General features: G+C 74.7%; 21 protein-coding genes and 1 pseudogene. 2 read left to right on the top strand and 20 right to left on the bottom strand.

The window, feature by feature from the left end; genetic code table 11:
- The 16 genes and pseudogenes from VQ02_RS08520 to VQ02_RS08445 form a co-directional block, all read right to left on the bottom strand.
- Positions 1-667, bottom strand: a pseudogene (locus VQ02_RS08520) (hypothetical protein); the annotation flags it as partial.
- On the bottom strand, positions 664-1,233 hold the full coding sequence (locus tag VQ02_RS08515; protein ID WP_048443750.1) for a gene transfer agent family protein: 570 nt from the start codon (positions 1,231-1,233) through the stop codon (positions 664-666). The pseudogene VQ02_RS08520 and the gene VQ02_RS08515, both read right to left, overlap by 4 nt.
- Before the next feature lie 7 nt (positions 1,234-1,240).
- Entirely contained in the window at positions 1,241-1,687 is a 447-nt protein-coding gene (locus tag VQ02_RS08510; RefSeq protein WP_048443749.1) for a phage tail tube protein, read from the bottom strand.
- Between the two features lie 27 nt (positions 1,688-1,714).
- Complete coding sequence (locus VQ02_RS08505; RefSeq protein WP_048443748.1) at positions 1,715-2,134, bottom strand: DUF3168 domain-containing protein; 420 nt, start codon at positions 2,132-2,134, stop codon at positions 1,715-1,717.
- Entirely contained in the window at positions 2,134-2,415 is a 282-nt protein-coding gene (locus VQ02_RS08500) for a hypothetical protein (protein ID WP_048443747.1), read from the bottom strand. Before VQ02_RS08500 ends, VQ02_RS08505 begins: the two co-directional genes overlap by 1 nt.
- Positions 2,415-2,726: a hypothetical protein gene (locus VQ02_RS08495; RefSeq protein ID WP_048443746.1), complete on the bottom strand. Its 312-nt coding sequence runs from the start codon at positions 2,724-2,726 to the stop codon at positions 2,415-2,417. The genes VQ02_RS08500 and VQ02_RS08495 overlap by 1 nt, the downstream gene beginning before the upstream one ends.
- Positions 2,726-3,100, bottom strand: coding sequence for a DUF4054 domain-containing protein (locus VQ02_RS08490; RefSeq protein ID WP_048443745.1), 375 nt, complete (start codon positions 3,098-3,100; stop codon positions 2,726-2,728). The genes VQ02_RS08495 and VQ02_RS08490 overlap by 1 nt, the downstream gene beginning before the upstream one ends.
- Position 3,101: 1 nt before the next feature.
- Positions 3,102-3,353 (bottom strand): hypothetical protein, encoded by a 252-nt coding sequence (locus VQ02_RS08485; RefSeq protein WP_048443744.1) that lies wholly within the window; start codon positions 3,351-3,353, stop codon positions 3,102-3,104.
- A 12-nt stretch (positions 3,354-3,365) separates the two neighbouring features.
- Positions 3,366-4,313, bottom strand: a complete 948-nt coding sequence (locus VQ02_RS08480) for a DUF2184 domain-containing protein (RefSeq protein ID WP_048443743.1) — start codon at positions 4,311-4,313, stop codon at positions 3,366-3,368.
- An 11-nt stretch (positions 4,314-4,324) separates the two neighbouring features.
- Positions 4,325-4,768 carry a structural cement protein Gp24 gene (locus VQ02_RS08475; protein ID WP_048443742.1) on the bottom strand — a complete coding sequence of 148 codons (444 nt, stop codon included), beginning with the start codon at positions 4,766-4,768 and terminating at the stop codon, positions 4,325-4,327.
- Positions 4,768-5,778: a DUF2213 domain-containing protein gene (locus VQ02_RS08470; RefSeq protein ID WP_048443741.1), complete on the bottom strand. Its 1,011-nt coding sequence runs from the start codon at positions 5,776-5,778 to the stop codon at positions 4,768-4,770. The genes VQ02_RS08475 and VQ02_RS08470 overlap by 1 nt, the downstream gene beginning before the upstream one ends.
- 185 nt (positions 5,779-5,963) lie before the next feature.
- Positions 5,964-7,229, bottom strand: a complete 1,266-nt coding sequence (locus VQ02_RS08465; protein ID WP_048443740.1) for a DUF1073 domain-containing protein — start codon at positions 7,227-7,229, stop codon at positions 5,964-5,966.
- Positions 7,229-8,596, bottom strand: coding sequence for a phage terminase large subunit (gene terL, locus VQ02_RS08460; RefSeq protein WP_048443739.1), 1,368 nt, complete (start codon positions 8,594-8,596; stop codon positions 7,229-7,231). The genes VQ02_RS08465 and terL overlap by 1 nt, the downstream gene beginning before the upstream one ends.
- Before the next feature lie 22 nt (positions 8,597-8,618).
- The gene (locus VQ02_RS08455; RefSeq protein ID WP_048443738.1) at positions 8,619-9,236 is read right to left on the bottom strand and encodes a hypothetical protein; all 618 of its coding nucleotides are present in this window, start codon (positions 9,234-9,236) and stop codon (positions 8,619-8,621) included.
- A 245-nt stretch (positions 9,237-9,481) separates the two neighbouring features.
- Positions 9,482-10,120, bottom strand: a complete 639-nt coding sequence (nusG, locus tag VQ02_RS08450; RefSeq protein WP_048443737.1) for a transcription termination/antitermination protein NusG — start codon at positions 10,118-10,120, stop codon at positions 9,482-9,484.
- A gap of 34 nt (positions 10,121-10,154) precedes the next feature.
- Positions 10,155-10,349 (bottom strand): hypothetical protein, encoded by a 195-nt coding sequence (locus tag VQ02_RS08445; RefSeq protein WP_048443736.1) that lies wholly within the window; start codon positions 10,347-10,349, stop codon positions 10,155-10,157.
- A 380-nt stretch (positions 10,350-10,729) separates the two neighbouring features.
- On the opposite strand from VQ02_RS08445, the gene VQ02_RS08440 reads away from it, so the two are divergent.
- Positions 10,730-11,413, top strand: a complete 684-nt coding sequence (locus VQ02_RS08440; protein ID WP_245239663.1) for a LexA family transcriptional regulator — start codon at positions 10,730-10,732, stop codon at positions 11,411-11,413.
- Positions 11,414-11,465: 52 nt separating this feature from the next.
- Here VQ02_RS08440 and VQ02_RS08435 read toward each other — a convergent pair whose 3' ends face one another.
- From VQ02_RS08435 to VQ02_RS08425, 3 genes are all read right to left on the bottom strand, one after another.
- The gene (locus VQ02_RS08435) at positions 11,466-11,858 is read right to left on the bottom strand and encodes a hypothetical protein (RefSeq protein WP_048443735.1); all 393 of its coding nucleotides are present in this window, start codon (positions 11,856-11,858) and stop codon (positions 11,466-11,468) included.
- 243 nt (positions 11,859-12,101) lie between these two features.
- Positions 12,102-13,016 (bottom strand): aldo/keto reductase, encoded by a 915-nt coding sequence (locus VQ02_RS08430; RefSeq protein ID WP_048443734.1) that lies wholly within the window; start codon positions 13,014-13,016, stop codon positions 12,102-12,104.
- Positions 13,013-13,912 (bottom strand): helix-turn-helix domain-containing protein, encoded by a 900-nt coding sequence (locus VQ02_RS08425; RefSeq protein ID WP_048443752.1) that lies wholly within the window; start codon positions 13,910-13,912, stop codon positions 13,013-13,015. Before VQ02_RS08425 ends, VQ02_RS08430 begins: the two co-directional genes overlap by 4 nt.
- 146 nt (positions 13,913-14,058) lie before the next feature.
- On the opposite strand from VQ02_RS08425, the gene pobA reads away from it, so the two are divergent.
- On the top strand, positions 14,059-15,258 hold the full coding sequence (pobA, locus tag VQ02_RS08420; protein ID WP_048443733.1) for a 4-hydroxybenzoate 3-monooxygenase: 1,200 nt from the start codon (positions 14,059-14,061) through the stop codon (positions 15,256-15,258).
- Positions 15,259-15,297: 39 nt separating this feature from the next.
- Here pobA and VQ02_RS08415 read toward each other — a convergent pair whose 3' ends face one another.
- Entirely contained in the window at positions 15,298-15,963 is a 666-nt protein-coding gene (locus VQ02_RS08415; protein WP_048443732.1) for a DUF2268 domain-containing putative Zn-dependent protease, read from the bottom strand.
- Positions 15,964-16,199: the final 236 nt, after the last annotated feature.

Below are 16,199 nucleotides of genomic sequence, written 5' to 3'. Positions count from 1 at the left end.
CGACCTCGTCGGGGAAGGCGTCGTCGCCCTCCTCCGCGCGCCGGGCTGATCGCGCCGGGGCCGCCCGCGCCGGCGCCTGGGCCGGCATCGGGGCCGGCGGGGGCGCGGCAACTGGTGGGGGGGGGGGGAGGCTGCCGGGGGGGCCCGCGCCGCTGATCGCGAAGGCGTCGGCGATGCGGGCGCGGAGCGCCGCGCCCTCCGTGGCGGCCGCCCGCACCCGCCGGCCGAGATCCTCGACCAGGTCCGCGGCGGCCGGGATGCGGGCGGCGATCCCCCCGACGGCGCCCGCCACCGCCTCGAACCCCGCCACCGCCTCCCGGGAGGCGGCCCCGGCCTCGCCGAGGCGGGCGGCGAGACCGCCGACCGCCTCGTCGACCCGCCGCAGGGCGGCGCCGTCGCCGGAGGCGTCCGGCAGGGCGGCGGCCTGCTCGATCGTGCGCTGGAGCCTTCCCAGGGCCTCGGGGGCGGCCATGCGGGCGAGTTCGTCGCGCACCTCGGCGCCCGCCCGCGCCATCGCGGCACCGATGCGGCCGGCCCCGGCCTCGATCGCCTGCTCGGCCTGCCCCATCGCCCGCTCGGCCGTCGGCCCGGCCCGGGCGAACTCGCGCTCGTAGGCCTCGACATTGGCCTCGAGGGAGACCACCAGGCGCTCGATCTCGGTCGTCATGCGGGCGGTCCCTCATCCTCTGATCCGCCCTGGAGCCAGGCCCAGAGCGCGTCCTCCTCCTGCGGCGTCAGGTCCGCCGCCACCTCCGGGTCGCGGGCGCGGTTGAAGCCGTCGATGTAGGCGGCGAGCTGCCACAGGCTCATCGCCCGCAGGTCGGCGGCGGGCAGGCCCATGGCGGCGGCCGCGCCGTAGAAGGCCGCGAAGGCGATCCGCCCCTCCGGGCCCGCGGCGCCGGCGGGGCGGCCGACCCGCTCGTCCTCGGTGCCCTCGAGCGCTGCGGCCAGCACCAGGGCGGCCTTGGCGATGAGCGGGATGCAGGGCAGCCCATCGAGGCTCCGGGCGACGGCGTGGGCCTGCGGCACCGGGGTGCCGCCGCCGATCAGGCCGAGGCGGAGCACGTCGCGCACGTCGCGGAAGCGGTAGCGCCGGCCGGCGTGGAAGCGATGCAGCAGGGCCGCGGGCCCCGCTCCGGTCGTCTCCTGCAGCGCCTCAAGGTCGCCGATCCCGAGGCGGAAGCGGCGGGTGGTGCCGTCGAGGTCGAGATCGACGTGGCCGTCGCGGCTCATCGGCGCCTCACGCCGCGGCCGTGAAGGGCACCGGCCCGGTCGACTGCATCGCCACCGCGACGGTGCAGCGCTCGCCCCGCACGGCGCCGACCTCGAAGCTCGTCAGGTGGAAGAGGCCGTCCCAGTGGCCGCCGCCCTCGGCGGCGCTGCCCGCCACCTCGACCCGGGCCCGCACCGGCCCGTCCGCCTCGAAGGCGGCGCGCCAGCGGGCGATGCTCTGGCGGGCCATCACGCCCTTGCCGGAGATAGCGACCGATTTCGAGACCGCGATCCGCTCCACGAAGGGGGCAGCGTCCTCGTTGGCGCAGTCCGGCACGACGGCGCTGTTGGTCTCCTTGGTGAACTGCACCGCGCGCTCGGTGAGGCCGCAGGGCGCCTCGAAGGTGTTGGCGGTGTTCGGGCTCTCCAGCTTCACGGCGACCGCCGAGAACGGCAGGGTGGCGGGTTGGGTCATCGTGGGTCTCCTCAGGGGGCTTCGATGTCAGGTCGTCTCGGCCGCGACCGCGCCGAAGCGGGCGACGCCGTGCCACGAGCCGGGCCCGAGGGGCTCCGGCAGCACCAGGCTGCGCTCGTGGGAGAGCCAGAGCAGCTCGCCGCGCGCGAGCGCGAGGTCGGCCTCGTCGAGGGCCGCCGCCACGGCGGCGAGCAGGTCCTGTACCGGCCCGAGGCCGCGGGCCCCGCGCAGGAAGGCGTGGACCGTCAGGCGGCAGGCGCAGCCGCGCCAGCCCTGCGCCTCGTAAGGGGTCACCTCCGGCGGATCGACGCGCAGGAACGGCCATTCCTCGCGGGCGCCCGCCGCCTCGCGCACCCGGCCGCCGACCAGGGACCGCAGGGCCGGATCGGCGGCGAGGCGGGCGCGCACCGCCCGGAGGAGCTGTGGCGAGAGGTCGAGGCCGGCCATCACCCTCTCCCGAGGAGGCGCACGACGGCCGGGCCGATCACCGGCCGCGCGCCCCGCGTCGCGGTGCCGAACTCCCACGCGGCGAGGCCCGGGGCCTCGACCGTCACGGTGCTGCCCTCCGGCCTCGGCTCGGCCTCGGCGTGCCCGTCCGGCAGGTGGTGCGCGATGTCGGCGGCGAGGGCCGCGGCGGCTTGAGCGGCGCGGCGGTGGGCGGCGTCGGTGCCGGCGCGGCGCAGGCGCGCGAGCCGCGCCTGGAGCGGGCCGGTCTCGGCTCGGGGCATCACAGCGGTCTTCCCTGGAGGATGGCGTGGCTTCCGGCCGGGTCGGTCTCCACCGCGACGAGGCGGTAGCGGGCGCCGGCCAGGGTGATCTCGTCGTCGGGGTTCGGGGCCGCGCCGGGCGTCAGCACGATCACCCGCACGAGCCGGCCGGGCAGGCCGGGCTCCTCGGTCGCGTCCCGCGTGCCGTCGAGCCGGGCCCGCACGGCCGTGTCGGCGAAACCGTCGGGCCCGGCCCGGTGGAGCACGGCGTCGTCGAGGAGGGGGGCGAAGACGCCCCCGAGGTGGCGGCCGAGGCCGTCGAGGAGGCCCATCACATCACCGCCACGCCGATGCTGTTGCGGCGCATCACCTCGTGGAAGCGCAGGCCGTAGGAGGTCAGCCCGAGGGTGCCGGGCAGGGCCTCGGCGGGCGCGTCGCGGCGCTCGAGGTGGAGCGTGCCGCTGCGAAAGCCCTTGAGATCGAGGGCGCCCGCCCGGGCGAGCTCGGCCTCGGGCCCGCCGAGCCCATCGAGAGTGAGGGTGTGGGCGGCGTAGAGCATCCGCCCGAGGCGCGCGTCGGCCGGGGCCCAGGCCGCGCCGACCCGGGATGCCGCCTCCGCCAGGGCCCCGGCGAGGGCGTCGTCGGGCACCGCGGCGAAGGCCGGGAAGCGGGCCCGGAAGGCCTCGGGCGTGAGGGCGTCGGCCATCTCACCCCTCCCCGTGGTCGGCGGTGGGCCGCTCGCGGCCGCGGCGCCGCTCCGGCCGCGGCGGCCCGGCTCCGTCATCCGGTGCCGCCTCGACCAGCACCTCGCCCGCCGCCTCCCAGGCGGCGAGGCACGGGTCGGGCCGGTCGGGCAGCGCGAGGACCGCGCTCTCGCCGGGAACGAGGAGCCGGGGGGCGCGCGCTCCCTTGGGCCAGACCAGCCGGGGCCCCGGGGCGCGGTTCGTCACCCGCATCATGGCGCGCCTCGCCTAGATGCCGTCGAGGTAGCGGCAGGCGGCGGGACGGCGGATGTCGAGGCCGCCGAGCCGGAAGGCGCCCGGCACCTCGAAGCGCCACGGACCGGTCTGCCAGGCCGGGAAGAACCGGAACGGCATGGGAAGCCAGAGCTTCAGCACCGAGGGGTCGCGGCGGTAGGCCACCAGGCGGGCGGTGCCGCCGGTGCCGGCGGTCTCGAGCGCCCGCACGCCGTAGACCGTCAGCTCCTGGCCGGTCTCCAGGGTGTAGACGTTGTGGCGCCGGATCCAGTCGAGGAGGGTGAGCGGGCTGATCCCGTCGAGGCGGCGCAGGCCGATGCCGAGCATCTGCTCGTAGGGCAGCAGCAGGGTGTCGGCCATCTCGACCGTGTTCGAGCCGGTGAAGATGCCGATGAGCTGGCCGTTGACCTCGGCGAGGATCTGCTCGGGGCTCTTCTGGGCCCAGGCGGTGCTGCCGTTCGCGCCGGTCGCGGCGGCACTCCCCACCGTCACGCCCGGGTGGTTGAGGAGGCCGGAGAAGCCCTTCCCCGGATCGCCCATGAGCGCGACCTGGTCGATGGACTCCTCCGAGGCCAGCCGCGCCGCATCGGCCTTGTCGGCGTCGAGGTTCATGCCGAGGAGCTGGGCCTTGCCGAGTTCCTCGAGGTCGTAGCCGTAGCCGATCCCCGCCATGGCGACGGCGGTCTCGTGCTGGCGGCGCGTGAGCTCGACCTTCGGCACGTCGGCGGCGGCGCCGTGGACCCAGGTCGCCTGCCCGACCCGGTCGACCGAGAAGTAGGTCACGGTCGGCACCCATTCGGGCGCCGCGGTGTCGACCGGCACCAGCCTGGGATAGCGGATCGCCGGGTACTGTGCGCGGTAGACGGTGGGCTCGATGAAGGCCTGCTGGCTGACCAGGAAGGCGAGCGCCCGGGGGGCGTCGGTGAGGAGGGTGCGGGTCATGCGGTGCCTCTTCAGTTCAGGCGCAGGCGGACGAGGCCGCCGGCGGGCGCCGAGGTGTCGAACAGGGCGCCGGGGATCGGGGCGTTGCCGGAGGCGCTGGCCGTGACGGCGCCGGCGGCCGTGACGTAGGCGGGGCTGCCGGCGCTCGCGGCCGAGGCCGTCACAACCCAGACGGCGCCGCGCACCATCACCGGGGCGGTCTCGCCCTTGGCGAAGAGGTCGGCGCCGGTCGGACTCGGCCGGGCATTGCGGTCGGCCAGCACGATGCCGCGGAACACCGCGCCCGCGGCGGCGATGCCCTCGTCGCGGGCGCCCTGGAAGGCAGCGCGGCCGAAGCCGACCCCCTCCGGGGTCTCGACGGTGCGGCTGACGATCGTGGCAGGGCCCTGGTCGGCGGCCATGCCCTCGTAGGCGGCGGCCGGGCGGCCGGGGTAGCTGGTCTGGACGGGGGGCATCAGCGGGCTCCTGCGGGCTTCCAGGCGTTGCGGAGGGTCTCGACCATCGCGGCGTGGGCCGCTTCGGGCGTCGGGGTGTCGGCAGCGCGGGTCCGCAGGGCGTCGCGCAGCGGGTCCGCGACCGGTCGCGAGCCCGCGGCGATCACCCGGAAGGCGCCCTCGATCGTGGCGCCTCCCATGGCAGCGGCCTCCGCCTCGCCCAGCGCCCGGGCTACAGCCGCGCGCCGGATCGCCTCGGGCGTCAGGCCGGCGGGATCGAAGGCGTCGCCGAGGATCCGGCGGGCTTGCACGACGAGGGCGCCGCGCTCGGCCGCGAGGGCATCGAGGGCGGCCTCGTCCGGCACGCGGGCCCGGAGCGCCGCGACCTCGCCATCGCGCTGCGCCAGGGCGGTCTCGGCGGTCTGCGCCCGCGCTTCCGCGGCCTCGGCGCGCAGCTCGGCGTCGGCGAGGCGCCGGCCGAGATCCGCGTCGCCGATGCGGCATTCGGGGCCGGCGCGCCCTTGAGCCACGATGGCGACGTGGTCGACGACAACCCGGGTCTGGCGGGCGTCGTAGGGGCTGCCGTCCGGCGTCGCGCCGGGAGTCCAGTCGAGGTCGCAGGTATAGCCGACCGAGACCTCGCGCCGCCCGGCCTGCACCGCCGCGATCGCGGCGGAGTCGGCGAGGAGCATCGGAATGCGCACGAAGGCGCCGTCGCGCACCACCTCGTCGCCGACATGGCCCCGGGCGACCCCGCGCCAGGTCCGCGGCGTCACCGCCTCGGGCGGGTGGTCGAGGGTGACGGGCTTGTGGCCGAAGCTGCGCAGGGATTCGGCGCGGAAGATCTCCTCCGGGTCCCGGTAGATCCGCACCTCGGTCAAGTCCGGCCGGGCGACCTCGTCGCCGCGATAGACCTGCACGTTGCCGGCCCGGGCCGCTCGGGCCTGCACCACCAGGGCGCCGTTGCCGAGCGGGCGCGCGCCCGCGATCTCGGCCGCGGGGCCGAGGCTGAACCTGTCGAAGAGCTGCATGGGGGAGCGTCTCGCGTGGGGGGTGGGACATCCGTCCTCCCGCTCGGGCTCGTCGATTCACATGCCGGGTCGCGCGCATCTCTCCTCTCTCCGCCCGCAGGGGGAGGAGAGAACCCGCGCCTTATTCGGCGATGTTGCTGTGTCGGCCCGCTCGGGAGATGTGATTCGGGCCGGAAGGCCCACGCTCAGCCCGCCGACCGGCCGAAGGCCGCGGCGATGCCGGGGAAGAGATCGGCGCCCGAGAGCCAGCCCTCGACGCCGCGGCCGAGCACGGCCGGGGGCACCACGCCCTCGCGGGCGAGCATCGCGGCGGTCTCGGCCTTGAGGCGGCCGACCTCCGCCTTCTCGCGCTCGCTCGCCTGGGCCAGCGGCCGCCAGGCGTAGCGCAAGGCGGGCTCGGAGCGGCCGAGGGCGTCGCGGATCAGCAGCCGGTCGAGGCGAGCGATGGCAGGGGTCAGCTCGACGGCCTGCCGGGCCGCCACGTGGTCGTGGTAGTTGCGGGTGTCGGACTCGCCGGTGGCATTGAGCCCGGCGGGCGACTGGCCCAGGAGGCGCGTCACCGGGATGTCGGCCGCACCCGCCGCCACCTGGAGGAAGAGCCGCGCCACCTCCGGCAGGCCCGAGAAATCGAGCTGCTTCTGCTGGTAGCGCTCGCCCTCCGGCGACCGGCCGTCGCCCTCCAGCAGCAGCATCCCGAACAGGCCCTTCATCCGGGCCGCATAGGCGAAGCGCTCGGTGAGGTGGCGGGTGCCGTCCTCGGTCGAGAGGTGCTGCGACAGGCCCGGCACCGAGATCACGTCCTGCTTGGCCTCGGGCAGCATCGCGGCGATGTGGGCGGCGGCCGCCGTCGCCTGGTCGATCGCCTCGAGGAGTGCCTGGAGCACGCTGTCGCCCCAGCCGTCGCTCATGGCATCGTCCGGCAGTGCCGCGCCGAGGAGGCGCACCACCCGTGAGGGATGCACCGGCTGGCCGCCCGCGATCGTGTAGCCCTTCGGTTCGCCGAACCAGGGCGAGAGCGGGTCGCGCTCGATGGCGCCGGCCTGGATCTGGCCGCGGGGCAGGATATGGAGGTAGTGCAAACCGCCCTGCCCGACCGTCTCGGGATCGAGCGGCAGGTTCGGATCCGGGGCGCCGTCGCCGATCAGGAGTGCGGCGCCGCCGTGCAGGCGCGCGAGCCGCAGGGCCCGCAGCAGGCGGTCGCGGAGACAAAGGCGCTCCTCGCTCGTGGCGAGCGCCGCCGCGACCTCGGGCGGCGCCTGCCAGGCGCGCCACTCGCGCAGCATGTCGAAGGGCACGATGTCGACGACCTTGCGGGCGAGCCAGTTGTCCCGGTAGGCGGCGTCGAGTTCCGCCTTCGCGCGGGGCACGTGGACGTGCAGGTTGCCGGTGCTCTTGTCCCGCGGGCCGCCGAGGCCGGAGACGAGGTTGGCGAGGCGGTCGGCGAGCCACATCACAGGACTCCGAGCAGGCCGTATCCCGGCCGGGCGAGCGCCGCGAAGGCGCGCGAGAGGGCGTCGACCTGATCGAGGAAGGCGCCGTTGGGAAAAGCGCAGAGCTCGTCGAGGAAGGCCTCGTTCCAGGGACCCGCGACGAGGTGCAGGTTGCCGGCCTCGGCCTGGGCCGAGACCGGGGCGGCGCGGGTCGCCTTGTCGCCGCTCTCCGGCGTCGCCCGCGCGTCGTAGCCGGCGAGCCGCGAGACGAGGTACTGCGCCTGCGCCTTGCCGGCCTGGCCCGGATCCTGCGGCAGCGAGATCCGGCAGGACGGCCCGTCCTCGGCGGCGGTGGCGAGGATCAGCCGCTCGACGCCGCCGGCCGAGAGCCGGTCGCGGCGGACGTCCACGACGTAGAGCCGCCCGTCCGGAGCACGGGCGAGCTTGACGCCGGCGGTGTAGTCCGGCCCGCGCCCGCCCTTGGGCACGCTCGCCGCGAGGTCCCAGGCCCGCACGGTGGCGCAGCCCGCGGGCAAAGCCCGCACGAGGGTGAACCAGCCCCGCTTGAACAGGCCGCCGTCCCGCGGGGCGGGCCGCTGCTGGTACTGGCCGGCGGCCGCGTACTCGCCCATCGCGGCCTTGTCGCGCTCGACCACCGCCCGGGGAAAGCGGGCCGGGAAGAGCAGCTCGCCCGCCTCCCGGCGGGGATCGTGGAAGCCGATCCGGGTGGCGCAGGCGCGCTCCGGCTCGAACTCCATCGGCAGCATCAGGTGCTCGTAGCCGAGGTCCCGCGCCAGGATCACGCCCGACAGGTCGCGCTCGTGCAGCCGTTGCATGATCACCACGATGGCCGAGCGGACGGGGTCGTTGAGGCGCGTCGGCACCGCTTCGAGGAACCACTGCGCCACCGCCTCGCGCACCCGCTCCGAATTGGCGCCCTCGACCGAGATCGGGTCGTCGAGGATCACCCGGTCGCCGCGCGAGCCGGTGATCGAGCCGGCCGAGACCGCCTCGCGCAGGCCCGTGGCTGTCGTCTCGAAGCGGCCCTTGCGGTTCTGGTCCCTCGTGAGCCGCACCCGCCCGCCCCAGAGGGCCCGGTACCAGGGCGAGGTGATCAGGCGCCGGGTGCGCAGGTTGTCGCGAAGCGCCAGCCGCTCGGTGTGCGAGACCGCGACGGTGCGCAAGGACGGGCGGTTCTTCGGGCCCCATTCCCAGGCCGGCCAGAACACGCCGGCGAGCAGGCTCTTCATGGTGCCGGGCGGCACGTTGATCAGGAGCCGGGTGATCTCGCCGGCGGTGACCGCTTCGAGATGGGCGCTGATCGCGTCGATGTGCCAGCCGTGGATGTAGGGCGTGCCCGGCTCCACCACCGGCCAGGCCCGGCGCACGAAGCCCGCCAGGCTCTCCTCGCTATCGAGCCGGTCGAGCGCCCGCAGTACGGCCGGCGGGTCCGCCAGCCAGGCGCTCGGCGATGGCCCGGAGCTGGGCCCGCTGCCCCTCGTCGAGGAGGCGGAAGGCGGCGTCGGGGTCCGGGATCGCGGTGTCGTCACGGTGCTTGCCGTTCAGCTTGCCGTCGAGGTCCCAGGCCTGCCGCTCGAGCGCGATCCACAGCCGCGCCGCGCCGGCGAGGTCGCGCAGGGCCGCGGTGCGCTTCTGCAGGACCGCCGCCCGGGCGAGGCCGCCCTCCTCCGTGCCGTCGTCGGGCACGGGCTCCTCCGCCGAGGCGGTCAGGAGGTCGTCGAGGAGCCTCAGGGTGAGGGCAGCGCCCTGCGCCACCACGATGCGGTGGCCGCCGAGGACGTCACCGGGCGGCAGCCCGTCCGGCGGGTCGCCCGGCGGCTCCGATGGCCATCCTTCCGCCCGCGCCCGGCGCCGGAGCGTCGCCGGGCTGATGCCGAAGCGCCGCGCGATCTCGGGCCCGGCCCCCGGCTCGGCCCGGTAGGCCGCCGCGATGCCCGTCCAGTCGATGATCCGCCGGGCCGTAAGTCTCTTGGCCGTGAGTCTCTTGGCCGTGCGCCTCTTGGCCATGTCGCCTCGTTCGGATGCGGGAAGGCGCGGCGCGGCCCCGGTCCGGCAGCCGGCGGGCACGAGCCGCCCTTCGCCTCGGTGATGCCGTGGGCCGGTCCAGGGACACATCCCCGCGTCGCGGGGCAGTCGAGCGGCCACGTCCCGGAAGGGCAGGCTGCAGACCTGGATAACCTGCACCCTTGATACCCGCCCCGCCGATGTTCGTCAAATGTTCTTTTCGGCGGGGCGCGATTTTCTCGTCGGCCTCACTCCCGCTCGATCTCCTCCTCGGCGAGCACCACCGGGGTCTCGCGCCCGAACAGCGACAGGGCGACCCGGTAGCGGCGGCGGGCCGGATCGACGGCCTCGATCGTGCCGCGCAGGGCCGCGAGCGGACCCACCGTCACCCGCACGCCGTCGCCGAGGGCGAACAGCACGGCGGCGACCGCCTCCTCGTCGCCGCCGTGGCCGGTCACCGCGTCGGCGAAGCCCTGGAGCACGGCGGGCGCGATCACGACCGCCCGGCCGTCGCGAAACAGCACCCGGACGATGCCCGGATGGCCCTCGGCCCGCGCGAGGTCCCCGTCGTCCCTCAGGCCGACGAAGATCGTGCGGTGCAGGAGCGGAACCCGGGCGGTCCGGCGCCGGCCCGAGGGCGAGGTCAGCTCGACCTCCTCCCGCGGGTCGAAGGCGGCGATGCCGGTGGCCTCGAGGTCGCGGGCGGCCCGGGCGGCCCAGCGCGGCCGGGTCTCGGCCACAAGCCACACGCGGTCGGTCGCGAGCACGATCCGGGCGGCGCGGGCCCGCCGGCGGCGGCGGATCTCGGCGGCCCGCGGCGCCGGCGGACGGTCATGCGCCAGGGCCTCGCGGCGGCGGCGGGCGATGCGGCGCTTCTTTCCGCTCACGCCGCCCTCCCCGACGGCCGGAGAGCCGCCCCGCTCAGGCTCCGTCGAGCCGGACCGACGATCCCTCGCGCTCGTCGCGCGGCGTCTCGCCCGTGGGCGCCGGGCCGGGCCGGGCCCGTGCGGCGTCCCGGGTCAGCGCCTCGGTCGCGCGCACGATCCGCGCGCGCACCATCAGGAACAGGAAGACCCCCGCCGCGAGGGTCCAGAGCACGATCAGGGCAACCTTCATGCGCTCCTCCTGCACCGGAGCGGGAGCCGGCGCGAGCGCCCGGGCGCCCGGCTCGCCGGTTCTCCTGCGTCGTGGCCGTCCGTTGCGGCGATTCGCCGCCGGATCGGACCGGGTGCGGTCGTCCCGGATCGCCCTCCTCCGCTCCGGCGTTGCGCCAGCGGGCGGCCGCGACGCCGGGCGATCCGCGGCGAGGCGCGAGGAAACGGTGGATCATCGGCGAACTCCCGCAACGAGGGATACGGCGCAAGGCTGCCCCTGGGGTAGGATCGCAGGGCGGGCTGCCGGCGAACAACGAGGCTTGCAGCGGCCCTTGCAGCCAAAGTAGCTACATGATGTAATGATCGTGCTCAATACCTCAAGTGTCAGGGATTATCGTTGAGGTGATCCAGCTGGGAGAGAACCGGGTCCGGGCCGCCCAGGGCGAGCGGCTGCGGCAGGCGCGCATCGCCGCGGGCTACCGCTCGGCGCGGGACGCCGCCCTGCAGAACGCCTGGCCGGAGAGCACCTACCGGGCCCACGAGGCCGGCACCCGGACCATCGGTCAGGACGATGCCGAGCGCTACGCCGCGCGCTTCCGCCGCGACGGCGTCGAGGTCACCGCCAAGGGGCTGCTGTTCGGCGACGACGACGCGCCGGAGCCGCCCGCGGACGGCAGCCAGGTCGTGGGAGTGAAGGGGTTGATCAGTGCCGGGGGCTTGATCGAAACCGGGGACGAGCAGGCCGGGGGCGACCTCTTCCGCATCACCGTGCCGTTCCCGGTGCCGCACGGCACCATCGCGTTCCGGGTCGCCGGCCTGTCGATGTATCCGAAGTACGAGCCGGACGATGTGGTGCTGTGCGCCGAGAGCGGGGAGAGCCCGGAGCGCCTGCTCGACCTCTACGCCGCCGTCGCGACGGCGGAGGGGCACCGCTACCTGAAGAAGATCCTGCGGGGCTCGCAGCGGGGCTCCTACCACCTCGAGAGCCACAACGCCCCGCTGATGCCCGATCGCCGCCTGGTCTGGGCCTCGGGCATCATCAGCACCGTGCACGCGCAGCACTGGAGCCGCTTCCGCGCCCGCTGAGGGCGGGCGGCCAGAGCGGGATCGCTGCGACGTGCAGCGATCCTGGACGGGGTCAGTCGGCCTGGGCGACCCGGGTCGAGCGGCGCTGCGCGGTCCAGCGGCCGGAGCAGAGGGCGGAGACGTTCCAGGTGCCGGAGCCGGAATTGGCCTGGAGCCGGCCCGAGGCGGCGCCGCTCGTCGAGCCGTGGCGGACGGTGAGGCCGACATTGCCGTCCGGGCCGATCCGCCCGCTCACCGTCGCACCGCCCTCGCCCGCCGAGGCCACCCGCACGTCGCCGCCGGTGATCGCCAGGGCGACGGTGTAGCGGCTGTCGCAGAGGCCCGACTCGGTCACGAGCTGCACCGACCAGGTGCCGTTGAAGCTGCGCTCCTCCGCCGCCGACGACTGCGGGGTGGCCAGCAGAGCGGCGCACAGGCCGAGGGCGACGACGGACGACTTGAGCATGGGACCCCCAGCGTTCCTGAGCTTGGCGTATTCTTGAGCGTGAGCCGCGACCGCCCGCGGCACGCTCCCTTCGGAGCGCGCCCGTGACGGGGATCGGCGTGGATGAGGGTCATAAACACAGGTAGGGCGGCAGCAATATGGCGGGCCGGCCGCACGCGTCGACCCGATCGACTGCGGGATGGTCCGCGTGCCGGTGCGCGTATTGCCGCGTGACTTGCGCTACGACTTGCGCTCAGCTTGGCCTTACGCTGGAAGCGTGGCCGCCATGCGGCGGCGCAGGGCCTCGTCCGGCAGCGGGCCGGTGCCGGCGCGCAGGTTCGTCGCCATGTGGCCGGGGTCGGCGGTGCCCGGGATCGCGCAGGTCACGGCCGGGTGGCCGACCACGAACTTGAGCAGGATCTCGGCCCAGGAGGCGCAGCCCAGGTCCGCGGCGTAGTCCGGCAGGGGTTTTCCCGCGAGGCGGCGCAGGAGCCCGCCGCCGCCGAAGGGCCGGTTGACCAGCACCGCGACGCCCCGGTCGGCGGCCAGCGGCAGCAGGCGGTCCTCCGCCGCCCGGTCATCGAGGGCGTAGTTGATCTGCAGGAAATCCAGGCGCTCGGCCCGCAGCACGGCCTCGACCGCGTCGTAGGCGCTCTCGGTGTAGTGCGAGATGCCGAGGTAGCGGATGCGCCCCTCCGCCTTCCAGTCCCGCAGGGTCGGCAGGTGGGTGCGCCAGTCGAGCAGGTTGTGGATCTGCATCAGGTCGAGGCGCTCGGTGCGCAGGAGGGACAGGGAGCGCCGCATCTGCGCGATGCCGGCCTCGCGGCCGCTGGTCCAGACCTTGGTGGCGAGGAAGGGGCGCGGGCTTGCCTCCGCCACGAGGTCGCCGGTGACGCCTTCGGCGCGGCCGTACATCGGCGAGGAATCGATCACCCGGCCGCCGCCGGAGAGAAGCGTCGTCACCACCTCGCGCAGGGGCGCCCGCTCGGCGGCGCCCGGGCCTACGTCGAACCCGCGCCAGGTGCCGAGCCCGATCACCGGCAGGGGCTCGCCGCTCGACGGGATCGGCCGACGGTGCGGCTCCGCCGCCTGCGCCGCACTGCCGCCGAGGGCAGCCGCGGCGGCGAGGGCGCCGCCCAGAAATCCCTGCCGGGTCAGTCCGTCCCGCTCCGTCGTCATCGCGCCTCTCCCCTGTCCGCGCCGCGCCTGTCGCGAAACGCCCGGGGGCACTCGCCGGTGCCCTTCGCGAAGAAGCGCGAGAAATAGGCCGGATCGGAGAAGCCGAGGCTGTAGGCGATCTCCGCGATGCCGAGGTCGGAGTAGAGCAGGCTGCGCTTGGCCTCGAGCAGGCGGCGCTCGCGGATGATCTGGCCCGGGCTCGTTCCCGCCACCGCCCGGCAGGCGGACCGCAGGCGCGCCTCGGTCACCCCGAGATCGTCGGCGTAGGCGCCGAGCGGGCGTTCGCGGCGGTGATGCGCCTCGACCAGTTCGCGGAACCGCGCGGTCAGCAGGGCCTGGGGTCCGGGCGGGGAAGCCGGCTCCCGCGTCGCGGCCAGCCGCCGCAGGCTCGCCACCAGGAGCAGCATCAGGTGGGCCTCGATGGCGCCGCGCCGCCCGGGCGCCGCCCAGGCGATCTCCCGGGCGAGCTCGGCCACGGCCTCCTCGACCGGGCCCGGCTCCGGCAGCGGCAGGGCGGCGGGGCCGGAGAAGAGCGCGGCGAGGGCCGGCTCACGCCCGCACAGGTCGCGCAGGTAGCGCGCCGAGAGCGTGAGCACGGTCCCGGCCGTGCCGTCGGCGAAGCGGAATCCGTGGGCGGTGCCGGCCGGCACTGCGAGCAGGCAGGGAGCCGTGAAGGCGTGGCGCTCGGCCTCCGCCCGCATCTCGCCGCCGCCCTCGGCGATGAGCAGCAGCTGATGCAGGCCCGAATGGACGTGGGGGCGGATGGTCCAGCGGTTCGGCCGGCTGCGATCGTCCAAGGCCTCGAGGTGCAGGAAGCGGTCGTCTGCGTCCCGGGGCGCCTCGCCGTAGAGGAAGAAGTGCGGCACTGCAGGGGGTTGGACGGAATCGAGGCGCATCGCCGGCATGCCCTGGAGGGGTGGGCGGGGAATTCGAAAAGTCCAACTTTTCCCTCGCCCCGTCCATCGTCAACGGGCACGGCGCGGTTCACTTTTCCTCCATCGAGCAGCCGCCGCGAAACGGTGGCGCCACGGAGGAAACGCGAATGCGCACGAAGGTCGCGATCATCGGGGCCGGCCCGGCCGGCCTCTTCCTCGCCCACTTGCTGGCCCGCGCCGGGATCGACGCGGTGGTGCTGGAGCGCCGCACCCGCGACTACGTCGAGGGCCGGGTGCGGGCCGGCGTGCTGGAGCAGGGCACGGTGGCGCTCATGGAAGAGCTCGGCCTCGACGCCCGGCTCAAGGCCGAGGGCCTGATCCATACCGGCACCAACCTCGCCTATGATGGCGAGATCTTCCGGATCGACATGGCGGCCCTGACCGGCGGCTCCGCCGTCACGGTCTATGGCCAGCAGGAGGTGATGCGCGACCTGTTCGACGCCGCCGAGCCCCGGGGCGTGCGGATCGTGTTCGAGGCCGAGGACGTGTGCCTCGACGACGTCGGCAGCGATGGCCCGAGCGTGAGCTTCGTCAAGGACGGGACGGCGCAGCGCCTCGCCTGCGACTTCATCGCGGCCTGCGACGGCTTCCACGGCGTCGGGCGCGCCGCGATCCCGGCGGACGTGCTGAAGGTCTACGAACGGGTCTATCCCTTCGGCTGGCTCGGCATCCTGGCCGAGGTGCCGCCGGTCAACCACGAGCTGATCTACGCCAACCATTCCCGCGGCTTCGCGCTCGCCAGCATGCGCTCGCCCACCCGCAGCCGCTACTACGTTCAGGTCGGCCTCGACGAGCGGATCGAGGACTGGTCGGACGAGCGGTTCTGGGACGAGGTCGAGACGCGCCTCGGCCCCACGGCCTCGGCCGGGCTGGTGCGCGGCCCCTCCTTCGAGAAGAGCATCGCGCCGCTGCGCAGCTTCGTCGCCGAGCCGATGCGCTACGGCCGCCTGTTCCTGGCGGGCGACGCCGCCCACATCGTGCCGCCGACGGGCGCCAAGGGCATGAACCTCGCGGTCTCCGACGTGCGGATGCTCGCCGAGGCGTTGGCCCTGCACTACGCGGACAGGGATCCGTCCGGCCTCGACGGCTACTCCGCCCGGGCGCTCGCCCGGGTGTGGAAGGCCGAGCGCTTCAGCTGGTGGTTCACGGGCCTCACCCACCGCTTCCCCGACATGGACGACTTCGCCCGCCGGATGCAGGTGGCGGAGCTCGCCTATATCCGCGGGTCGCAGGCGGCGCAGACGGTGATCGCGGAGAACTACGTCGGGCTGCCGATGGGCTCCGGCCACGATCGGCCGGCAACCTGACGCTCGGCCGAGGGCGGGGCGACCTTGCCGGTCGGCGCGTCAGAGATTCGACAATGTGCGTCCGCTGGCCGCCCGGATGACGTCATGCGCAGGGACGTTGACCCAGGTGTCGCCGCTGATGGCCGCCTGCGCGGCCAACCAGTCGCCGACGATCCGGTAGCCGAGCCTGTCACCGAGCCAGCGAGGATACCGTCCCCCGAGACCGAAGAACCAAGCACGATGGTCGTGGCCGTTGCCGATGAGCGTTGCATTGTCCGGGAGGTTGGCTTTCAGCACCTCGTCGGTGACGGCGCGCTCCCATGGCGCGGGCGGCGAACCGAAGAGATGGTTCACGAACTGGCCTGCCAGGCCCTCGCTGACGAGAGCTTCGCCCAGCGTCCAGCCGGAGCCCGGACCGGCCGTGCGCAGGCAGTGATGGACCTCGTGAGCCACGGTCCGGTGCAGGTCTCCATCGCGCACCGACCGCTCGAAGTTCGGATTGTCGGGGTCGACCGTGAGGGAGAACAGGCTCTTGCGGATCGTCTGTCCCGTCGTGCCGGTCTCCGGGATCACCGCGCCGGGGAGGCGCTGCACGAGGATCTCGAGCGGGGGCACGGGCAGCATTGCCGCCACGGCCTTCCGCGCGACCTCGACTTCCGCGGTGATCGCGGCACGCCACGGCCTCAGGTCGCCGGACGCTTCGAGCCAGTGCAGGTGCCACGACATCGCCGTATCCTCCTGGCGCAAGCGCATGATCCTATGCCGCGAGGCCGAAGCGGGCGGTTATCAGGCGGCTGAATTCCCTCGCCGAGCGTGGCGGGGGTGCCGGTTCATGCGGGCCGTCGGGCTGGGAGGTCGATTCCGACTGCAGACGACCAAGAAGTGCTTCATGGTCGCGCGTTCGCCTAGTGCGACGCCTCCCCCTCGCCCCCACCGGTGTCTCTTATAAAAATCTGACGCTG

Origin of the sequence: Methylobacterium variabile, assembly GCF_001043975.1 — a bacterium.
GTDB classification, from domain to species: Bacteria; Pseudomonadota; Alphaproteobacteria; order Rhizobiales; family Beijerinckiaceae; genus Methylobacterium; species Methylobacterium variabile.
This window is presented reverse-complemented; position numbering and strand designations above follow the sequence as displayed.